Source organism: Collinsella aerofaciens, from assembly GCF_015561195.1.
Classification (GTDB): domain Bacteria; phylum Actinomycetota; class Coriobacteriia; order Coriobacteriales; family Coriobacteriaceae; genus Collinsella; species Collinsella aerofaciens_AC.
In genome coordinates this window covers 216,507-232,531 of sequence record NZ_JADMSU010000002.1, presented here as the reverse complement: position 1 = coordinate 232,531, position 16,025 = coordinate 216,507, and the positions used below count along the sequence as shown (strand labels likewise).

At 61.8% G+C, this 16,025-nt stretch carries 33 protein-coding genes and 1 tRNA gene; 7 read left to right on the top strand and 27 right to left on the bottom strand.

The window, feature by feature from the left end; all coding sequences use genetic code 11:
* The first annotated feature begins 61 nt into the window (after positions 1–61).
* From I2H81_RS03375 to I2H81_RS03360, 4 genes are read left to right on the top strand one after another with little or no spacing between them, the layout of a single operon-like run.
* Positions 62–595 carry a hypothetical protein gene (locus I2H81_RS03375; protein ID WP_195644546.1) on the top strand — a complete coding sequence of 178 codons (534 nt, stop codon included), beginning with the start codon at positions 62–64 and terminating at the stop codon, positions 593–595.
* A gap of 57 nt (positions 596–652) precedes the next feature.
* On the top strand, positions 653–988 hold the full coding sequence (locus tag I2H81_RS03370) for a DUF2958 domain-containing protein (RefSeq protein ID WP_195644545.1): 336 nt from the start codon (positions 653–655) through the stop codon (positions 986–988).
* 50 nt (positions 989–1,038) lie between these two features.
* Entirely contained in the window at positions 1,039–1,698 is a 660-nt protein-coding gene (locus I2H81_RS03365; RefSeq protein WP_195644544.1) for a DUF2786 domain-containing protein, read from the top strand.
* A 60-nt stretch (positions 1,699–1,758) separates the two neighbouring features.
* Complete coding sequence (locus tag I2H81_RS03360; protein WP_195644543.1) at positions 1,759–2,082, top strand: hypothetical protein; 324 nt, start codon at positions 1,759–1,761, stop codon at positions 2,080–2,082.
* A 311-nt stretch (positions 2,083–2,393) separates the two neighbouring features.
* On the opposite strand, the gene I2H81_RS03355 is transcribed toward I2H81_RS03360, so the two are convergent.
* From I2H81_RS03355 to I2H81_RS03235, 26 genes are all read right to left on the bottom strand, one after another.
* Positions 2,394–2,807: a hypothetical protein gene (locus I2H81_RS03355; RefSeq protein WP_195644542.1), complete on the bottom strand. Its 414-nt coding sequence runs from the start codon at positions 2,805–2,807 to the stop codon at positions 2,394–2,396.
* Positions 2,808–3,034: 227 nt separating this feature from the next.
* Positions 3,035–3,325 (bottom strand): hypothetical protein, encoded by a 291-nt coding sequence (locus I2H81_RS03350; protein ID WP_138378155.1) that lies wholly within the window; start codon positions 3,323–3,325, stop codon positions 3,035–3,037.
* 186 nt (positions 3,326–3,511) lie between these two features.
* Complete coding sequence (locus I2H81_RS03345; protein WP_195644541.1) at positions 3,512–3,868, bottom strand: hypothetical protein; 357 nt, start codon at positions 3,866–3,868, stop codon at positions 3,512–3,514.
* Complete coding sequence (locus I2H81_RS03340; RefSeq protein WP_195644540.1) at positions 3,865–4,098, bottom strand: hypothetical protein; 234 nt, start codon at positions 4,096–4,098, stop codon at positions 3,865–3,867. The genes I2H81_RS03345 and I2H81_RS03340 overlap by 4 nt, the downstream gene beginning before the upstream one ends.
* Positions 4,095–4,325 (bottom strand): hypothetical protein, encoded by a 231-nt coding sequence (locus I2H81_RS03335; protein WP_195644539.1) that lies wholly within the window; start codon positions 4,323–4,325, stop codon positions 4,095–4,097. Before I2H81_RS03335 ends, I2H81_RS03340 begins: the two co-directional genes overlap by 4 nt.
* Before the next feature lie 184 nt (positions 4,326–4,509).
* The gene (locus I2H81_RS03330; protein ID WP_195644538.1) at positions 4,510–5,139 is read right to left on the bottom strand and encodes a WDGH domain-containing protein; all 630 of its coding nucleotides are present in this window, start codon (positions 5,137–5,139) and stop codon (positions 4,510–4,512) included.
* A 207-nt stretch (positions 5,140–5,346) separates the two neighbouring features.
* Entirely contained in the window at positions 5,347–5,715 is a 369-nt protein-coding gene (locus I2H81_RS03325) for a DUF4406 domain-containing protein (protein ID WP_229108039.1), read from the bottom strand.
* On the bottom strand, positions 5,715–5,942 hold the full coding sequence (locus I2H81_RS03320; RefSeq protein ID WP_195644537.1) for a hypothetical protein: 228 nt from the start codon (positions 5,940–5,942) through the stop codon (positions 5,715–5,717). The genes I2H81_RS03325 and I2H81_RS03320 overlap by 1 nt, the downstream gene beginning before the upstream one ends.
* Positions 5,935–6,285, bottom strand: coding sequence for a hypothetical protein (locus I2H81_RS03315; RefSeq protein WP_195644536.1), 351 nt, complete (start codon positions 6,283–6,285; stop codon positions 5,935–5,937). The genes I2H81_RS03320 and I2H81_RS03315 overlap by 8 nt, the downstream gene beginning before the upstream one ends.
* Entirely contained in the window at positions 6,269–6,508 is a 240-nt protein-coding gene (locus I2H81_RS03310; RefSeq protein ID WP_138378163.1) for a hypothetical protein, read from the bottom strand. Before I2H81_RS03310 ends, I2H81_RS03315 begins: the two co-directional genes overlap by 17 nt.
* Positions 6,505–6,882 carry a hypothetical protein gene (locus tag I2H81_RS03305; protein WP_195644535.1) on the bottom strand — a complete coding sequence of 126 codons (378 nt, stop codon included), beginning with the start codon at positions 6,880–6,882 and terminating at the stop codon, positions 6,505–6,507. The genes I2H81_RS03310 and I2H81_RS03305 overlap by 4 nt, the downstream gene beginning before the upstream one ends.
* A gap of 2 nt (positions 6,883–6,884) precedes the next feature.
* A complete protein-coding gene (locus I2H81_RS03300) occupies positions 6,885–7,340 on the bottom strand; it encodes a hypothetical protein (protein WP_195644534.1) in 456 nt (151 codons plus the stop codon).
* Complete coding sequence (locus I2H81_RS10570) at positions 7,337–8,053, bottom strand: ATP-binding protein (RefSeq protein ID WP_195644533.1); 717 nt, start codon at positions 8,051–8,053, stop codon at positions 7,337–7,339. The genes I2H81_RS03300 and I2H81_RS10570 overlap by 4 nt, the downstream gene beginning before the upstream one ends.
* The gene (locus tag I2H81_RS03290) at positions 8,028–8,606 is read right to left on the bottom strand and encodes a hypothetical protein (RefSeq protein WP_195644532.1); all 579 of its coding nucleotides are present in this window, start codon (positions 8,604–8,606) and stop codon (positions 8,028–8,030) included. The genes I2H81_RS10570 and I2H81_RS03290 overlap by 26 nt, the downstream gene beginning before the upstream one ends.
* A gap of 88 nt (positions 8,607–8,694) precedes the next feature.
* Positions 8,695–9,330: a single-stranded DNA-binding protein gene (locus I2H81_RS03285; protein ID WP_195644531.1), complete on the bottom strand. Its 636-nt coding sequence runs from the start codon at positions 9,328–9,330 to the stop codon at positions 8,695–8,697.
* Positions 9,327–9,680, bottom strand: a complete 354-nt coding sequence (locus I2H81_RS03280) for a hypothetical protein (RefSeq protein ID WP_195644530.1) — start codon at positions 9,678–9,680, stop codon at positions 9,327–9,329. The genes I2H81_RS03285 and I2H81_RS03280 overlap by 4 nt, the downstream gene beginning before the upstream one ends.
* Positions 9,681–9,683: 3 nt before the next feature.
* The gene (locus tag I2H81_RS03275; protein WP_138378170.1) at positions 9,684–10,250 is read right to left on the bottom strand and encodes an ERF family protein; all 567 of its coding nucleotides are present in this window, start codon (positions 10,248–10,250) and stop codon (positions 9,684–9,686) included.
* Between the two features lie 9 nt (positions 10,251–10,259).
* The gene (locus I2H81_RS03270) at positions 10,260–11,267 is read right to left on the bottom strand and encodes a DUF1351 domain-containing protein (protein WP_195644529.1); all 1,008 of its coding nucleotides are present in this window, start codon (positions 11,265–11,267) and stop codon (positions 10,260–10,262) included.
* A complete protein-coding gene (locus tag I2H81_RS03265) occupies positions 11,260–11,478 on the bottom strand; it encodes a hypothetical protein (protein WP_195644528.1) in 219 nt (72 codons plus the stop codon). Before I2H81_RS03265 ends, I2H81_RS03270 begins: the two co-directional genes overlap by 8 nt.
* A 2-nt stretch (positions 11,479–11,480) precedes the next feature.
* Positions 11,481–11,816 carry a hypothetical protein gene (locus I2H81_RS03260; RefSeq protein WP_195443523.1) on the bottom strand — a complete coding sequence of 112 codons (336 nt, stop codon included), beginning with the start codon at positions 11,814–11,816 and terminating at the stop codon, positions 11,481–11,483.
* Complete coding sequence (locus I2H81_RS03255) at positions 11,813–12,274, bottom strand: RusA family crossover junction endodeoxyribonuclease (RefSeq protein ID WP_195644527.1); 462 nt, start codon at positions 12,272–12,274, stop codon at positions 11,813–11,815. Before I2H81_RS03255 ends, I2H81_RS03260 begins: the two co-directional genes overlap by 4 nt.
* Positions 12,271–12,606: a hypothetical protein gene (locus I2H81_RS03250; RefSeq protein WP_195443526.1), complete on the bottom strand. Its 336-nt coding sequence runs from the start codon at positions 12,604–12,606 to the stop codon at positions 12,271–12,273. The genes I2H81_RS03255 and I2H81_RS03250 overlap by 4 nt, the downstream gene beginning before the upstream one ends.
* Positions 12,599–12,889 carry a hypothetical protein gene (locus I2H81_RS03245; protein ID WP_195644526.1) on the bottom strand — a complete coding sequence of 97 codons (291 nt, stop codon included), beginning with the start codon at positions 12,887–12,889 and terminating at the stop codon, positions 12,599–12,601. Before I2H81_RS03245 ends, I2H81_RS03250 begins: the two co-directional genes overlap by 8 nt.
* Before the next feature lie 56 nt (positions 12,890–12,945).
* Complete coding sequence (locus tag I2H81_RS10520; RefSeq protein WP_267472603.1) at positions 12,946–13,068, bottom strand: hypothetical protein; 123 nt, start codon at positions 13,066–13,068, stop codon at positions 12,946–12,948.
* A 227-nt stretch (positions 13,069–13,295) separates the two neighbouring features.
* Complete coding sequence (locus I2H81_RS03240; protein ID WP_195443532.1) at positions 13,296–13,436, bottom strand: hypothetical protein; 141 nt, start codon at positions 13,434–13,436, stop codon at positions 13,296–13,298.
* Positions 13,437–13,643, bottom strand: coding sequence for a helix-turn-helix domain-containing protein (locus tag I2H81_RS03235; RefSeq protein WP_195443535.1), 207 nt, complete (start codon positions 13,641–13,643; stop codon positions 13,437–13,439).
* 133 nt (positions 13,644–13,776) lie between these two features.
* On the opposite strand from I2H81_RS03235, the gene I2H81_RS03230 reads away from it, so the two are divergent.
* The 3 genes from I2H81_RS03230 (at position 13,777) to I2H81_RS10595 (ending at position 15,815) form a co-directional block, all read left to right on the top strand.
* Positions 13,777–14,001: a helix-turn-helix domain-containing protein gene (locus I2H81_RS03230; protein WP_195443538.1), complete on the top strand. Its 225-nt coding sequence runs from the start codon at positions 13,777–13,779 to the stop codon at positions 13,999–14,001.
* Positions 14,002–14,004: 3 nt separating this feature from the next.
* A complete protein-coding gene (locus I2H81_RS03225; RefSeq protein WP_195443541.1) occupies positions 14,005–14,286 on the top strand; it encodes a hypothetical protein in 282 nt (93 codons plus the stop codon).
* Between the two features lie 89 nt (positions 14,287–14,375).
* Positions 14,376–15,815 carry a recombinase family protein gene (locus I2H81_RS10595; RefSeq protein WP_411266925.1) on the top strand — a complete coding sequence of 480 codons (1,440 nt, stop codon included), beginning with the start codon at positions 14,376–14,378 and terminating at the stop codon, positions 15,813–15,815.
* Here I2H81_RS10595 and I2H81_RS03210 read toward each other — a convergent pair.
* Positions 15,774–15,850 (bottom strand) — tRNA-Glu (locus I2H81_RS03210). The genes I2H81_RS10595 and I2H81_RS03210 overlap by 42 nt on opposite strands.
* Positions 15,851–16,025 lie beyond the last annotated feature (175 nt).

Sequence of the window (16,025 nt, the reverse complement as noted above, 5' to 3'; positions counted from 1 at the left end):
AGGGCCACAAAGCCCACAGAGCTAGCAAGCAGCTTTAGAACCGAATAAGGAGGCTACAGAGATGGCAGAGCAGCAGAGTTTAGATCTGGTGGTAAGTGGTCAGCTGGTGAGCAACCACACGATCCTAGCCATAGTTGAGGGTATGAGAGCACGAGGCTACTTCAGGAAAGGCCCCCAGGGCCGAAAGGATGGCCTAGAGCTTGCAACAGCCTTGAAGCTTGTAAACGAGTACATGGCTTTTCCCGAGCTTGGCAGGTACACAGTGGAGGCCACGAAGCACAGGCCAATTAACGAGATCCCCCGAGCCGATTACGAGCAAGTGGAGATCATGAGGGCTTGCGATAACTACCTTGCACAGGTAACCGAGGCATTCAAGGCCAACAGCGACGAGGAGGCCATTATTTACATGGTCAAGGATCTTCGAAAGCAGGTCATAGCCGAGGGCATCGAGTCAGGGGCCTTGAAAGTCCGGAAGTACTTCGGAAAGCACGGATTCTACTACATGGATGATCAGGGAAAGTGGCAGAACGCCAAAACCGTTGATTGGAACATCGGCGAGACGAACCCCATCAGACCGGCAGAGCAAGCAGCCTAAAGCAAGCAGGAGGCCCCGAAAAGGGGCCTCCCACAACAACACACAGGAGATCATACCATGCAAAAGCTCATGACGAAAGAGCTTCAGAAGAAGCTCCCGCCCCTCTACTCGCAGGATGGCAAGAAGGCCGAGACGATCGTTTACGGCCACTGGTTCAGCTGCTTCAACGGCTGGGACTTCTACGCCACCGAGTACGACGAGGAGACCGGCGACATGTTCGGGTTCGTCTTCGGGGCAGTCCCGGAGATGGGCTACTTCAACCTGGCCGAGCTTGAGGAGATCAACCGCAAGTACGGCCTGAATTTCTTCGAGCGCGAAACCAATTTCACGCCCCAAAAGGTAATCGAGGTTCCCAGGATAGCCGAGGCATTCGGCTACCTCTGGGAAAAGTAACAGATCACTACAGGGGGGGCCTAGCCCCTCCCATAAAGGAGGTTTCAACCATGGAACGAGAAAAGATCATCGAGAAGATCAAGAAGCTTCGCGAGCACAGCGTGGAGAACGGCTGCAACGAGGCCGAGGCCATCCAGTTCGCACTCAAGGCCCAGAAGCTCATCGCGGACAACGACGTGGAGGAATGGGAGCTTGCCGACGAGGTGAAGCGGGTTACCGAGACCGAGGGATGCAAAGCCTCGCGCCCATGGGCGCAAAGCCTCCTCGCGGTGGTGGCCGAAAACTTCAGGTGCAGGGCCTACATGCAGAAGGCGACCATGCGTAGCCGGTCATGGAAGCCCGTCTTCGTGGGCTACAAGGCAGACTCGGAGGCTGCGGCGCTGGTGTTCGAGCACCTTCTAAAGACAGGCGACCGTCTGGGCCGCGAGTACGAGGAGTTCGCCTACACGGACTCCAACGCCTACACGAACTTCACCATGGGCTTCGTGCTGGGCGTCAAGTCGGAGCTTGAGAAGCAGAGCTTCGAGCTGATGATCGTTTGCCCCAAGGAGGTTGACGACTACATGGAGGGACTGAACCTCAAGACCTCGAAGAGCCGAGGCCCCCGAACCACCAACAACGACAGCATAAGCCGAGGCATGCAACGGGGCCGCGACGCGGTGCGCAGCCGGCGCATGGAGGCCCCGAGGGGCAACCTCCTCCCGGCATAGCAGGAACGACACAGGGGCAGGGCTTCAGGCCTTGCCCCGATCTTTAGAAAGGAGCGAACCATGCAGGTAAAGGCAGGCGACATTTTCGAATGCGAGGGCAGTTTCTACCAAGCCATCAAGGCCACAGCGAAAACAGCCACGATCAGGCCCATAGAAAGCACCTTCGAGGGTTTGGCCGACGCCTACGAGTGGGAGCGCAAGTACATGCCCTTGCCGAACTGCTTCACCTATGACCCGATCATGGGCCGCGAGGCGAGCGACAACGGGAAGCGACTCAAGGTCAGGGACTACGGCAGGGCGAAGAACAGCCCCGAACTCGAATTATGCGGGTACCGGCTCACCCTATGGGACGGCACCCCGAGCATCTGCGACACATACAACTAGAAAGGCAAGCCATGAAAGACCGAGAGCCGAAGCAGTGGCACGAGCTTTTGCAGATCATCAGCGAGGCCAAACGAGACCTAGAGAAGGCTATAGCAGCCGAGAAGGCCACAGGGCAGAGCAGATAGCAGCAGGCAGCAGAAAGCCCCCTAGATTCGATTCTAGGGGGCTTCTTCATGCCTTCAGGGGCTACACAAGCCCCCATATACTGGCAACCCAGCGAGCCAGCAGGGAACAAACCCCGATCATTGCGAGCGACACAGCCACGAGGCTACCGGCATACACCACGGCGGCTATGACCTTCTGCGCGCGGTTCACTTCAGGCCCCCAATCTTGGCCTTGATCTTGCTCAGCACCCCATAGGGGCGAGGAATTGGCACGAACACGAAGCGCTTGCAACCCTCGCGCCCGCAGGCACCAGGATAGGGCTTCGAGCCGGTGACGCGCCCGCGCTTGCGGTCTCTGTCCTCGCAGTCCATGAGGTGCAGGCGCATGTCGTTGCAGCCGCATGCCTTTACGAGGTTGGCAGTCGCCTGCACGACGTCGGCGCACTCCTCCATGAGGGACTGGCGGCATTCGGCCTTGGCCTCGTCGTCGCGGCACTCGTCCCACACCTGCCAGGCGTTGTACACCTCGGAAGCCTCCTCAAGCACCTTCAGAGCTTGGGCCTTGTCGGGCGCAACGCCGTCGAACGTGGCGACGCTGCCCAAGATCACGCAGTCTTGCATGTCATACTCCAATCATCCAGCGCGCGAGCGACGAAGCCGCCCACACGGCAAAAGCATCAATAATCAGGGCCACGGCGAGGAACGCCAGGCAGCCCCAGTTCACATTTCGCAACGCGCCTCCTATCCGCAGGCGAGCAGGGCCAGGAGAACCAGCCCCGCCGCCAGCATCCGTATCGCCCAGGCCTCAATGGCGAGGACTCCCAGCAGCAAAGCCATGGCGGCGGTCGCTAGCCATCCCATCGGTCGCACACGTCCTCCTGCTCATCCTTGTAGTGCTCAACGATCCAATCACGCGCCCAGAGCGCAGCCTTCCACGGCGTGGTCTTCACCTCGTGGTCGGCCTCGTCGAACGCATCCTCGAACTCAAGCCCGCATATCCCGAAATCGCAGCAGCCTTCCAGGCAGTGCGAGCAGTTCCCGCAGGTCTTCGGCTCTTCCTGGTTCCACGGCGCGCGCGGGTCGGACTCGAAGCATCCCGGCGGCAGGTTCCAGCCGCTAGGCGGCTCGAAGTCAACCATTTCATCACGCCCTCTCGAACCGGTTCTGGTCAAGCCACCAGCTCGGACAGGGCTTCAGGCCTTGCCAAAAGCGGTAGTACGTCCAATCCTTCTGGCGGTCGGCGTGGGCGCAGCCGTAGAACTTTCCGTAAAGGCACGTCGAGCAGTTTTCCGGCACCTCCTGCGTCGCAATCACCCTCGCCATCGTCAGTCACCATCCCAAACGCCGTCTGGGCGCATGCGGGCCATCGCCGCCAGCTGCAACAGCGGGCGCTTGGCGTTGCCCTCGGTGGCCTCCCAGTAGTTGTCCGAAACCTCGTCGGACAGCTTGGCCGCTGCCGCTTCGAGCACGGGGATGGACTCCGCGCCCGTCATGCCGTAGATGGTGCGGATGCCCTTGTCGCCGAGCACGCGGTAGTAGTGCTTGCCGTAGTTGTAGGTGACGTTCAGCCAGAGGCCGGTAGTGCCGCCCATGGCGTAGGTGCCGCCACGCATGTCGTGAGGCACGTCGGTTTGCAGCGCCTCGTGCGTCACGGGGTCGCACAGGCGTATGTCGTAGCTCATCGCGCCTCCTCCCAGTAATCGCAGTGGTTGTTGTCTCCTGTCACGAAGTGCTTGCCGTCATGGTTGCAGTAGCAGCGCGTGCCGGTCGTGCTGCCCGCCTCGTTGCCGTCTACGTCGAAGCGGACGATTGGCACAACGTCGTGCTCGTGGTGGGCGCAGTTCTCGCAGCGGTGCGCGGGCGGCTTCCACTCGTCGTGTATGTCGGGGTTGAACACGTATTGATCGGTCATTTATCCTCCTCGTCGGCTCGTTTCCAGTAATGACCTCCGGCCTTGCATCCCGTTCTGACGGCCCTCACGATGTTCGAGCTGCCGCAATACCCGTATGTCGCGAGCGCCGCCGCGCCAGCCGACTCGAATCGCACGCCATCGTCGCGGACAACGGCGCCCACCGGGCCAGCCATCTGGGCAACGGGGATCTTCTGACGCTCTTTGGCAATCAATAAAGCTCGCTTCATTCGCTGCCTTGGAATCTTGATCCCTGCCTTCTTGGCACAGCCCGCGTGATAGCCGGTTTTCGAGAGTGTGTACCCGCCACACAGAGGGCAGACGGTCGCATAGCCGCAGCGGGCGCGGGATTCCCACCATTGGCGGTTTCGCCTCTCGCGCAGCTCGCTTTCGGTAAACCGCTTCGTCCTGCCTCTAGCCATTCTTGGCGACCTTCGCGCCGCAATCTGGGTAATACGTCGCGCTGCTCATGCATAGGTAGTCGCATCCACATTTTGCGCAACACGTGTGGCCGTCTTCATCGAGGACAAGGTGCGTGGTCGCGCGGTCGATAAGGCCGGTCAGCTTGCCTATGCGCTCAATAGCTTGCTCTGGCGTGTGGCCGTCCCACTCTGGCGCTCGGTCAAGCTCCTTGCAGCGGAACATACCCCAGTACGGATCGATGTCGTAGTGATAGGTGGCCTGGCCGTCTGGCGTGTCGATGCCGACGATGAACATGCCGCCATACATGGTGCCGTCGCTGTGCGCCTTCGCTTTCCATGCCTTGTCGGGAAACGCCGAAACGACGACGGAAAATAGCACGGCTCGGTGGTGGTATAGCTCGTCAAAGGTGTGATAGCCGTCGGACGTGCTTCCGTTGATGGGGTTCGGCCTGATGAGTCCCGCCAGGCGCGTGAACAAGGAGCGCGGATCGGGGAAATCTTCATAGTTGCATGCCACAGACTGAAGGCGTGCCCACCATTCGGATAGAGACGAGCCGTCGAGGTAGACTGCATCGTGTTCAAGCTGGTCGGCAACGCTGTTGCGCGTCGCGTCGTCAATCATCATCGGCACCTTCCTATGCTTTTCAGGTACAGGTTGTTGCGGCGCGATCGCGCTAGCGCGCGGCGATAGCGGCGCTGCCACCTCGGGTCGAGCCGCTTCGCCAGCTTGCGTATTGCCTTCGCCGCTTGGAGGAACGCCCGCGCGAAGCACTCGGCCAACGCCTTCACGGCATCCACCGTCATGCGGGCTGCCTCGGCGAAGAACTCGCTACTCCTCATAAAGCACCTCCAACCCGTATGCGGTGGCGGCGTCGTGTTCGATCTTGCAGCCTCGGGCGTCTTCCCAGCCCTTGCAGAAGTAGGCCGCATGGCAAAGGCTCATGTTCTCAAGCGACTTCGCGAGGAAGCACAGCGGAACCTGCACCACGCCGCGCTCCTTCATGGCCTCGTCGCTGTACCACTCGTCGGTGAATAGGGTGTTCACGACCTCGTAGCCCATCTGGCGCAGCTTCGCCACGGCGAGGTCGCGCGTGGCCACGATTTCCTCGTCTGTCTTGCCGGCCATCGGCTGCGAGATCATGGCCTTCTTCACGGTTGCAGCTTCCTTGGCGGTCTCGGTTTTCTTCTCGTCGGTCATCAGATTTCCTTTCCTATCAGCTTCCACAGGTCGAGGAGCGTTCTCCTGCACCTGCGTATGTCGTTCTGTATCTGGGTCTTGCTCTGCCCGTCTTCCAGGCCGTAGCCGAGGCTGCCGTAGGTGTGCAGGCACGACTCGCTAGCCTCTCGGGCCTCGATGTTGTCGCACAACTCGTCAACCATCAGGCGCAGCAGTTGCGCTTTCCGTAACACCTTGGCGTTAGCCATCGCTGCGGCCCTCGCAGGCGATGATGATTCCCGCCGTGATGGACTGCACCATGTAGGCCAGCTCCTCGGCGGCGGGCGTGTCCTCCCCAATGCTGGCAAGCATGTCGCACGCCGCATGCGTCGCCTCGTGGGCGGCGAGCGCGTACAGGTCCGGGGCCTTCACCTTGCGGCTGATCCAGATCACGCACCCCTTGCCCGGGATGCAGCTGGTGAGGCCGTCCTTGCCCTTGGTGTCTCCCGGCTCTTCGCCCATCCTGCGCACGGCCTCGCGGTACTCTCGCTTGCTGGTGGTGACCCAAAGCGGGTCGAACGGCATAATCAGCGGCTCAATCTCGGTTGCCATCGCGTTCCTCCTCACAGCCCAACTCCACGCAACCGGGGAACCGGCCCCGCAGGTCGAGCACGGTTCCGTCTTCCAGCAGTGCGAAGCACTGGTAGCTGTCGTCGGTCAGGGCCTCGACGATGGAAAGCGCCTCTTCCTCGGTGCCCGTGGTGGCGATTTCGATGCCCTGCCGGTATGCGCTTGCGTAGCTCTGGCAGAGCGAGCGCTCATAGATGCGTATCATTCGCGCGCCTCGGCAGTCTGCTTGTCGTACTCCGCGCGAAGCTCAGGTTCGAACTCCTTGATGAACGCAAGCACGCTGATGCCCTCGGGCAGGTAGTACTTGCGCACATTCTCAAGGCACCAGTCCTCGAACGTCTCGCCGTCGGTCACCTCGCACGCGTATCCCGTGCAGTGGCTCATGAGCGCATCGCGCCCGGCCTTGCGGACGGCCTGCTGCATCGCGGAGCCGTGCGCCGCCTGGATGGCATCAATCTGCCCGGTCAGCTCGTCGATGCGCTCGTCGCGGTACTTCAGCTCGCGGTTGAGCATGTCGTTCTCGTCCTGCTGGTCGAACAGCTGTGCGAGCACGTACTGCTCGCAAGTCTTGATCTCCATGGTCATTTCCCTTCTCGGATCATTTCGTTTCCGTGTTCGTCGGTTATCGCCCAATAGCCGTACTCGTACAGCCCCGGGTGGTGCGGCTCGTAGACTTCCAGCAGTTGGCCCGTCCACCAGGCCTCCTCGTACACCTTGGAGCGCCAGCGCCACTCGGCCCTGAGGCCCGCGCCGCCGTGGAACTGGTTGTGGCACCCGGTCGTGCCGCTGCCGCACAGGGCGAACAGCGGGCTTCGCAGGCTCCACGTGCCGTTCGGCGTGACAAGCTCGAACTCAAGCCCCCAGCTTCGGTGCGCCACGTGGTGGCAGCTCTGTGCGCGCCTGCCGCAGACGCAGCAGCGGTCTTGCAGAAGCTCGTACGACCGCTTGCCCGTGTAGCGCGCCCCGAGGTGTGGCTTTCCGTAAAGCTCGGCGCGCTCCTTCGGCCAGCCGCGCAGCTGGCTTGCTTGCAGGATCATGCGAGCCTCCTGTCCGGGCCGTCGAACTCGACCACCCTTGCCCCGTGGCGCAGCCGCGACACGATGGCCTTGGCCGTGTCGGCGTCGCCCTGCTCGGCGAGCCTGCGCACGAGGTCGCTGGGCCTGTACTGCGTGGTGACAAGCGTGGGGCGCATCGCCGAGTAGCGCTGGTCGATGAGCTGGAACAGGCTGTCGAGCACGAAGCCCGTGGGCCTGCGCTTGCCCAAGTCGTCGATGAGCAGGTAGCCCGCTTCGGCATAGCGCTTCAAGGGGTCGCCGCCGTCGTGGAAGCTGCGCTGAATCTCGTCGAGCACGCGGTACATCGGCACCATGAGCGGCGACTTGCCCCGGTCGTGCAAGCGCATGGCCACGGCTGCGGCGCAGGTCGTCTTGCGGGTGCCGACGTCGCCCCACAGGTAGAGCCATTGGCCGCCCTCCATGGCAAGCGCAAGCTCGTCGGCCATGGGGTGGTCAAGCCCCAGGTAGCGCTCGGGCACGCCGCAGCGCACAAGCGAGCGCCTGCGCTTCTCGGCGACGGCCTTCTCGGCCTCAGCCTGCTCTTGCGCCGCTATGGCAGCGCGCTCGGCGACGGCCCCTTCGCAGCCGCACGACTCGTAGCCGCAGAACAGGCGCTTGAGGCCCAGCTGGGCGTACCGCGCGTTGAGTACGGCCCCGCAATGCGGGCACTCAGTCGTACTGGGAAAAGTCGTCACCTTCGCTCACCTCCTGCTTCGTCTCGCGTATCGGCTTCGATGTGCGCACCCAGTTGCGCACGGAGGCCTTCCAATCCTTCATTCGCGATTTGCCAACCATCCAGCCCTTCTGGGCGTAGAAGTCGACGAACCGCTCTGGGTCGAAGTCGGTCGAGGCAAGGTCGATGCCCTTGGACGCCGCATAGGCGGCTGCGTACTCGGCTACCTCTTCGGGAGAGGGGGCGCGGAAACGCGCCGCACTCGCTTTTCCCTCTTCCTTAATTCCTCTTCCTACTTCCTCTTCCTCTTCGCTTGGCCGTTTGCTTTCGGCTTTGCTTGCCAGCTCGCTTGACGTTTTGCTTCCGCTTTTGCTTTGCGGTTTGCTTCCCGTTTTGCTTGGCCGTTTGCTTTCGGCTTTGCTTGCGTCGTTGCTTGACGATTTGCCGCCGTTGCCTCCCGCCACGATGCGCGAGCGGGAGGTTTCCATGACGGGCCGTATGGCCGTTAGCACCGCTTCCTGGGTGTCGGTGCGCGGCTCGGGTTCCTCGCCCGTGCGCAGGTACCGGACGATCATGCCTATAAGCTCGTCGCCCTCCCTGCGGTTGCGAAGCCTAAGCGGCCCGTCGATGAGCGAGTCCAGGACTTGCACGCCGCCGTCACCCCTAAAAGGGAATGTCGCCGTCGTACACGTCCATCGACTGCTGCACGGGCTGCTGGGGCGCTTGCTGCGGGGCCTGCGGTGTCTGCTGGGGCGCGTACTGCGGCACGGGTGCTGGTGCTTGCTGGCGCGGCTGCGGGGCGGCAGGCGGGTTCTGGTAGGCCTGCTGAGCGTTCCACTGGGGTGCCTGCTGCTGCGGCGCTTGCTGCGGCTGGTACGCCTGCTGCGGTGCCTGCTGGGGCGCGTAGGCCTGCGGTTGGTAGCCCTGCGGCGCGTACTGCTGCGGATGGCCCTGCTGGGCGTTGGGGTTCTGGCTCAGAAGCTCCACCTCGTCGGGGATGACTTCGAGCTTCGAGCGCCTGCCGCCGCCGTTCTTGTCCTCCCACGAGCTGTAGCGCAGCTTGCCCTCGATGGCCACCTTCATGCCCTTGCGCAGGATGCGGCTCAGGGCCTCGGCGCGGTTGCCGAACATCGTGCAGTCGACGAAGTTCGGGTAATCCTCCCACTGGCCCGTCTGCTGGTTCTTTCGGCGGTCGTTGACCGCAACGCCGAAACCGAGAACCGCCATGCCGCCCGCCGTGCTGCGAAGCTCGGGGTCTCGCGTCAGGTTGCCCGTAATGTTCACTCGGTTGATGCTCACAAAAAGCTCCCTTCTCCGGTGCCGCCGCTCGTCCACGTCCTCTGGATGTCGGCGTCAACGGTCTTGATCCTCAACTTGATTGCCATGATTGCCTCGCTCGAGGCCTTGTAGAGCGCTTCGGCGCAGTCGCGCAGCTGCTTCTTCTCGGCTATGTCGGGGCGTCCCCGGCACAGGTCGCTTATCACGGTGACCGGCGTGCCCTTGGAACGCTCCTCCAAGATGGCTATGCGCAGCGCCTTGCGGTACTCGGCCTCGTTCTCGGCGTACTGCTGGCCAGTCCTGCGCAGGGCCTCAAGCTCCTGCATGAGCTGGTCGAAAAGCTGCTCGCGCTCTCCGTACAGGTCTTGCATGGTCTACAAGACCGTCCACGTCGGGGTCGCGCAGCAACCGGGGTTCTGGATGAACTGCTCGTACTGCTCACGGCTGTTGAAGCGGTAGGCGGTGCCGCAGGCCTTGCACTTGGCGTCGAACGGCCCCTGCACGGGCGGCTCCTTCTCGGGCTTTTCCACGCCGTTCAGGGAGTCCGGGTCGCTCGTGCCGTCGATGTCGAACATGCCGCAGAGCGCGTACTTGCGCGCGTAGCTCGACGCCGAGCCGGTGAGCTGCGTCTCGCTCATGCCCTTCTGGGCGAGCGGCTCGCGGGCGTAGGCGCAAATGACGATCTCGCCGGGCGTGCCGTCCTCGAACTTCACGAGGCAGGTGGCCTTCACGTAGAAGCGGTCGCCCACCTGCTCGATGGAGTCGTTGAGGGTGAAGAACACGCCCGCGTCACGGCAAGGCTCCTTGAGCGCGGCAACGATGTCCTCCATCGAGCGGTAGTAGTAGTTGCCGTGCGCGTTGTACCGCGCCTTCGGCACGACCACGGAGCGCTGAACCTGCGCCACCGCCTGGTCGATTGTCATGTGCTTGTCGTCTGCCATTCGATGCTCCTAACGGATCGTGCGCTCGTAGACCTGCTGCAGGGTGCCGCGCTTGAACACGCCGCTCACGCCGATGCTCCCGCAGAAGCGCCCGATGGCCTGCATCTGGTCGGTCGTGGCGGAGTCGATGAGCATCACGCAGGGGGTTGCGGGACCACTCGACACGGGCTCCGGCGAGGCAACTGGTGCGGGCACGGGCGCCGGTGCGGCAATGGGCGCGGGGCCGATAGGCTCGTCGTCGATCTCCTGCATGGGGCTTCCGCCCGGATACCAGTTGCCGGCGGGTTTGGGCGCGGCCTCCGGCTCTGGTTCAGGTTCCATGGCGGCTTTCAGCTCGGCAATGCGCGCGGCCTCTTCTGCCGCCTTGCGGGCCGCTGTGAGCGCTGCGCCCAGGTCGAGGGTCGCGAACAGCTCGCGCTCGGCCTCGGCATAGAAAGGCTCGCCCTCGAACTGCGACTTGAGCGTTTCCCAGTCGCCCGCCAGCTTGGAGACCTTCGCCTCAAGCGCCTCGTAAGCCTTGATCTCGCCGAAGGTCTTGTTGAGCCACTGCGGCTCGTGGAAGCGCTCGTAGGGCACGACGGGGGCCAGAAGCCCGGCGAACTCCTCGTAGTGCTCCTGCAACTTGGCGTAAGCGCGGGCCTTGCGCTCTTCCTCGGCCTGGTCGAGCTGCGCCTTGATGTTGTCGGCGGCTTCGTCGATGATGGCCGTGATCTGCTTGCAGCGCTTCTCGAAAGCGTCGAGCGGCTTGCTGTACTCGCGCTTCACGGCCTTGCGGCGCTCGTCGATCTCCTTCTTGAGGCCGTTGAGGTAGCTGCGGTCGTGCTTGGCCTCTGCGATGTTCTCCTTCTTGGTGAGGTCGTAGGTCGCGCCATCGTAGGCCTCGACGGTCTTGCGCACGTGGGCTTCGAGCGCGTCGAAGTTCGCCTCGATGACGGACGGCTTGTAGGCCACGGTCAGACTCGATGCGTCCTGCTCCTCGATGACCTCGGCCACAACGTTCTCGGCTTCGTTACTCATCCCAGACCTCCCCGGTCTCGTCGTCGAACTCGATGGTCTTCTGCTCGCTCTCCACGGTCGGGATCACGTAGCCGCCCGTCTTCTTCATCAGGGGGAAGGCGTTCTCGCTGTCCATTCGGACGGAGAACTGCAAGACCGCCTCGTCGCCCTTGATGGTCGATTGCTTGAACATGGCGCGTGCGCTTACCGGTTGCGTTGTGATCAGCGCCACGGCTAGTCCTCCTTCTTCACGCCGAAGATGATGCTCATGACGTGCTTGGCGGCCTGCTCGGCCTCTTTGCGGCGCGCCTGCTCCACAAGCTCCCGGTTGGTGTTCTCGTTGACGACCTGGTAGCCCTTGGCGCGCACGTCCTCGGGGTAGCTTTCAAGCGCGGCCTCGGCCAGGGCGATCATGGCCCACCAAGCGCCCGCGTCCTTCTCGTCGGCCTCGGCCTCGCCGCCCGCCACCATGAGGGCGTTCACGGCGATGCAGCTGGTGAGGTCGATAAGCGTCTCGATGCTGTCGGTGCGGCTCATGCCGTCGTTCACGTTGTTCTCGAAGTGCTTCATTTCTTCTCCTTCACGTACTCCTCGACGAAGTACTCGATGTAGATGCTGATAAACGGTTGCGTCCCGTGGCAGGGCCTCGGGCGCTTGTTCACGGTGCAGGTGATCACCTGCTGGTCGTCCTTGAAGGCAAGGCCGTTGAGCGAGTCGCAGACGAGCTTGCCCACGTTGTCCCAGTCGGGCTTTCCCATGTCGGAGCGCCCTTCCCAATACTTGGGGTTGCTCTTAGCGAGCGGTCGGTAGGTGGATATGCGCATCCTCACGGGGCCGTCGTGCCCGGCGAAGGTCTCGCCGTATTCGGCCCGCCACGCGTCGCGCACCTCCTTCTCGGCCTTCAGGGTCTTGGTGGGGGTGTAGGTGCGGTGGTTGCGGTAATCGGTGCGGGGGCGCTGCTTGCCCACGACCTCGCGAACCGGAACCACGACCCGCGCCGTCGCCGCCAGCGTTTGAACCCAGCTCATTCGCTGAAACCGTCCGACTGGCTGCGGTGCTTGTTGAAAGCGCCCTTCAGCTGCGGGTAGCGGGCCTCCATGATGCGGGCCAGGCTCGGGGCGATGCCGTTCTTGCAGGCCACGTGCAGCTCGTTGCGCACCATGTTCACCAGGTAGTTGACCGACACGTAGCCCTTGCGGTTGAGCCTCACGGCGTTCTCCACCATGAAGTTCCAAGCGCCTGGGTTGTCCTCGATCCACTTGCGGGCCTCTTGGAAGTCCTGCTCGCCTGCGGAGCCGAGGCCGAATATCTCAAGCTGGTTGCTCTGCGGCTTGGGGCTGTAGCGCTCGTCGTTACGCATGGACGACACCCGCCGTGGTCTCGTATGCCTGCTGGGCCGTTGCCATAGCGCCGTCCATCGTGGGGATTACCCACGCCCACAGGACGATGAGGAAGATGATTGTGGCGGCTAGGAAGCCGACCAAAACGCCAGCCTTGAACTGGGAGGCGTCCTGCATCTCCTTCGCGGTGGGACGGGGCTTGCGCTCGAATGGTATGATGGTCGAAGCATCGTTCTCGATGCGGTTCATGCGGGCGCTCGGAGTGTGGTAGCTGGGGGTGCTCGCTTTCTTTTTGCTTTGCATTTCGTGCTCCTTTCTGATGTTTCCGCAGGTCATAGCACGTGTGGCTTTTGGTGTGCCTATTTTTGCTTTTTCTTGGCGCGGCTCTTTGCGCTGTAGTAGCGCTGTCGCTCCTGGTTGTTCCTCTTCTCCCTAACCGCCTCCTCTCGCATGGCGTTGGCCTGCTCGGCTAGGTCGGACATGTGAAGTTCCTTCGTGCACTCGATGCACCAGCCGTTGATGCGGTTCAGGGGACGGAATGTCCATCTGCCGCAGTTTGGGCACTGGCTCCGCTTGCGGAGTGAGAGTCCGCAGTGTTGCGCTTGCCACTTAACCGAGTCTTCCGAACGTCCCAGCGCCTTGGCTATCGCTTTAGCGCCTTCGCCCGCGTGCTCTTCGAGGTACTTGAGTTCACGTGTCGACCACTGCCTCATCGCGCCTGCTTCTCGCCTTTCTGCTCGCTTTCCCGGTACGCCTTGACCAGCACGTCGCACATGTGGTCGAATGCCAGCTCGCGCGGCGTTTTGGGCTTTTCTGCCTGCTGCTTGGTGGGCGTCTGCTGTTCGGCCATTTAGGCCACCGTCCTGTTCTCCGTAAGTCCAAGCAGGTAGTCTGCGGAGCAATGGAAAAGCTTCGTCATGGCTACGAGCTTCGAGCCGGGGATTTCACCGCCACTTTCGTAGCTAGCAACAGTGGCGCGGCTTTTGAGTCCGAGCTTCGTTGCCAAATCTTCTTGGCTAAGACCGATTCGAACTCGCTCGCTTGCGATCGGGTTCATATGCACCTCCATTTCACTATTTGTGAACTTCACAATTAGTGAATATAGAAGAACTTCTGACCTTTTGCAAGTAAGGAATTCACTATTTGTAAATTTTTTTGTACAATGTGCATATAGAAGCAAGGAGGGCACAGTGGGCACGCAATTCCGTCTCAAGGAAACAAGACTCAAGTATGGGAAGAAGCAGCCCGAAGTGGCCGCTGTTCTCGGTATAGGTGTTCCCGCTTACTCGATGATGGAAAGCGGGCAACGCGAAATCAATGGATCAAAGCTCATAAAGCTTGCAAGGTATTACGAATGCTCCGTTGACGAACTATTGGGTACGGGGCCTTGGGATACTGGCGAACGGAAGGAATAACACATGGGAATGTTCAACAAAAGCGCCGCTAAGAAGATGGCTAGCGATGCGGACGAGTTCATCGTGAGCGACGGGAAGGTTCACGCCCTCGTGTTCCAGGTCGCGGGCAAGGCCATGTATTCGACCGCCACGCAGCTTGAGGACAAGGTTACCGAGCGCATCGACGGAACGTTGTCGCGCATCCAGGACAAAGGTTGTCAGGTCGTCGATGTCAAGATGGCCGTCAGCGCCAACACGCGCGACAGCGACATGATGCTGTACTCGTTTACCGTCTTATATAGGTAAAGAAAAAAAGAAGCCCCACGGGGTCACAGCGTTGCAGCGCTACCCGTGGGGCTTTCCACAGAACCTCTGAAAGGAGGCCGTTTCATATTATGCCAAAAACAGCGGTGATATATGCCCGCTTTTCATGCAACAAGCAGCGCGAGGCCTCGATAGACGACCAGCTGCGCGTGTGCCGCGACTGGTGCAAACGCGAGGGCTATGCCATCGCCGCCGAGTACTGCGACTACGCCATATCGGGCCGCACCGACGACCGCCCCGAGTTCCAGCGCATGATAGCCAACGCGGGCGAATCCGACATAGTGCTTGTGTACATGATGGATCGCTTCTCCCGTGGGGAGTACGACGCGCCCATATACAAGCGCGAGCTTGCCAAGAAGGGCGTGAAGCTCGTGTCGGCGCTTGAGGCCATACCCGACTCGCCCGAGGGCATCATCTACGAGAAGCTGCTGGAAGGCCTTGCCGCCTGCGAGTCGAAGAAGACCGCCATACGCACCAAGCGCGGAATGGAGGGCAACGCGCTCCGTTGCAAGACCAACGGCGTGCGCGTGTTCGGCTACCGCAAGTCGGAGGACGACGAGTACGAGATAGACGAGCATGACGCCGCGTTCGTGCGCGAGGCCTTCAAGCGGCGCGTCAACCGCGAGACCGTGAACTCGATAGCTCGGGACTTCGCCCAGCGAGGCGTGAAGACCTCCAACGGCAACCCGTGCGGCTACTCGATGGTTTACCAGATGCTCCACAACAGGCGCTACACGGGGCGCTACGAGTGGGGCGACATAGTCAAGGAGGGCGGAATGCCCGCGATCATAGACGAGGTGACTTTCATGGACGCTCAGCAGGTGCAGGGAACCAAGAAGCGCTCTTCGGAGGACTGGGGCGATTTCGCCTTGGCGGGTAAGGCCATATGCGCCGGCTGCGGGCGAAACCTGCAGGGCGTGAGCGGGCGCGGGCGGCACAACGTCAAATACGAGTACTACAGCTGCGTTGACGGCTGCATGAGAAACGTTCGCCGAGAGGAGCTTGAGGGCGCTATCGTCGGTGCCCTGCGCGAGCTGCTTTCCGACCGCGAGGAGGCCTTGAGGATAGCCCGCATGGTCGCCGACAGGGCAGACGGGGCGGAGATTGCCACAAGGCGAAAACAGGCGGCGGAATCCCTTTCAGCTGCGGAGCGCGGGCTGAAGAACATCCTGAACGCCATCGAGCAGGGAATCATAGCGCCGGGCGTGAAGGAGCGCATAGCCGAGCTTGAGCAGCAGAAGGCTCGCGCCAACTACGACCTGCAGGCCATCCAGGAGCAGAAGATAGACCCGGAGCGCTTCGCGGACTTCCTGCAGTGCGGCGCGAAGCTCGATGACGCAACGCTATTGAAGGCGTTCGTATGGCAGGTGAGCGTATCCGACGAAGACGTGCTCGTGACACTGAACTACGACACGGAAAGCAACGAACCCGCCAGACTTGACATCCAGCGGGTTCGAGGAAAATTGGAATGGTGCCCCCAGCGGGATTCGAACCCGCGATATCCACCTTGAAAGGGTGGCGTCCTTGGCCGCTAGACGATGGGGACAGCGGGAAAGAGTATAGCAGACTTTTTTGCCGGCGCGTATATCGTTGGCAAACTGGAAAACCACCACACAGGAGCGGGCTTCTATCCCGATTTTCAAATATCTCAATCTGTAACATCTGAGCGGGTAAATCAGCTCTACCTGTTACAGATCGAGACAAAAGGCAGACGTCGGGAC

Coding starts and splice junctions, on each gene's coding strand:
- I2H81_RS03300 (WP_195644534.1), bottom strand. CDS start 7,340: ATGATCCTGCAAGCAAGCCAGCTGCGCGGCTGGCCGAAGGAGCGCGCC.
- I2H81_RS10520 (WP_267472603.1), bottom strand. CDS start 13,068: ATGTCCGACCTAGCCGAGCAGGCCAACGCCATGCGAGAGGAGGCGGTT.
- I2H81_RS03375 (WP_195644546.1), top strand. CDS start 62: ATGGCAGAGCAGCAGAGTTTAGATCTGGTGGTAAGTGGTCAGCTGGTG.
- I2H81_RS03225 (WP_195443541.1), top strand. CDS start 14,005: ATGGGAATGTTCAACAAAAGCGCCGCTAAGAAGATGGCTAGCGATGCG.
- I2H81_RS03315 (WP_195644536.1), bottom strand. CDS start 6,285: ATGGCAACCGAGATTGAGCCGCTGATTATGCCGTTCGACCCGCTTTGG.
- I2H81_RS03245 (WP_195644526.1), bottom strand. CDS start 12,889: ATGCAAAGCAAAAAGAAAGCGAGCACCCCCAGCTACCACACTCCGAGC.
- I2H81_RS03255 (WP_195644527.1), bottom strand. CDS start 12,274: ATGAGCTGGGTTCAAACGCTGGCGGCGACGGCGCGGGTCGTGGTTCCG.
- I2H81_RS03260 (WP_195443523.1), bottom strand. CDS start 11,816: ATGAAGCACTTCGAGAACAACGTGAACGACGGCATGAGCCGCACCGAC.
- I2H81_RS03325 (WP_229108039.1), bottom strand. CDS start 5,715: ATGACCGACGAGAAGAAAACCGAGACCGCCAAGGAAGCTGCAACCGTG.
- I2H81_RS03240 (WP_195443532.1), bottom strand. CDS start 13,436: ATGGCCGAACAGCAGACGCCCACCAAGCAGCAGGCAGAAAAGCCCAAA.
- I2H81_RS03275 (WP_138378170.1), bottom strand. CDS start 10,250: ATGGCAGACGACAAGCACATGACAATCGACCAGGCGGTGGCGCAGGTT.
- I2H81_RS03250 (WP_195443526.1), bottom strand. CDS start 12,606: ATGCGTAACGACGAGCGCTACAGCCCCAAGCCGCAGAGCAACCAGCTT.
- I2H81_RS03350 (WP_138378155.1), bottom strand. CDS start 3,325: ATGGTTGACTTCGAGCCGCCTAGCGGCTGGAACCTGCCGCCGGGATGC.
- I2H81_RS03320 (WP_195644537.1), bottom strand. CDS start 5,942: ATGGCTAACGCCAAGGTGTTACGGAAAGCGCAACTGCTGCGCCTGATG.
- I2H81_RS03345 (WP_195644541.1), bottom strand. CDS start 3,868: ATGAGCTACGACATACGCCTGTGCGACCCCGTGACGCACGAGGCGCTG.
- I2H81_RS03305 (WP_195644535.1), bottom strand. CDS start 6,882: ATGGAGATCAAGACTTGCGAGCAGTACGTGCTCGCACAGCTGTTCGAC.
- I2H81_RS03360 (WP_195644543.1), top strand. CDS start 1,759: ATGCAGGTAAAGGCAGGCGACATTTTCGAATGCGAGGGCAGTTTCTAC.
- I2H81_RS03370 (WP_195644545.1), top strand. CDS start 653: ATGCAAAAGCTCATGACGAAAGAGCTTCAGAAGAAGCTCCCGCCCCTC.
- I2H81_RS03335 (WP_195644539.1), bottom strand. CDS start 4,325: ATGAAGCGAGCTTTATTGATTGCCAAAGAGCGTCAGAAGATCCCCGTT.
- I2H81_RS03310 (WP_138378163.1), bottom strand. CDS start 6,508: ATGATACGCATCTATGAGCGCTCGCTCTGCCAGAGCTACGCAAGCGCA.
- I2H81_RS03330 (WP_195644538.1), bottom strand. CDS start 5,139: ATGATTGACGACGCGACGCGCAACAGCGTTGCCGACCAGCTTGAACAC.
- I2H81_RS03280 (WP_195644530.1), bottom strand. CDS start 9,680: ATGCAAGACCTGTACGGAGAGCGCGAGCAGCTTTTCGACCAGCTCATG.
- I2H81_RS03355 (WP_195644542.1), bottom strand. CDS start 2,807: ATGCAAGACTGCGTGATCTTGGGCAGCGTCGCCACGTTCGACGGCGTT.
- I2H81_RS10595 (WP_411266925.1), top strand. CDS start 14,376: ATGCCAAAAACAGCGGTGATATATGCCCGCTTTTCATGCAACAAGCAG.
- I2H81_RS03235 (WP_195443535.1), bottom strand. CDS start 13,643: ATGAACCCGATCGCAAGCGAGCGAGTTCGAATCGGTCTTAGCCAAGAA.
- I2H81_RS03340 (WP_195644540.1), bottom strand. CDS start 4,098: ATGACCGATCAATACGTGTTCAACCCCGACATACACGACGAGTGGAAG.
- I2H81_RS03365 (WP_195644544.1), top strand. CDS start 1,039: ATGGAACGAGAAAAGATCATCGAGAAGATCAAGAAGCTTCGCGAGCAC.
- I2H81_RS03290 (WP_195644532.1), bottom strand. CDS start 8,606: ATGATCGTCCGGTACCTGCGCACGGGCGAGGAACCCGAGCCGCGCACC.
- I2H81_RS03270 (WP_195644529.1), bottom strand. CDS start 11,267: ATGAGTAACGAAGCCGAGAACGTTGTGGCCGAGGTCATCGAGGAGCAG.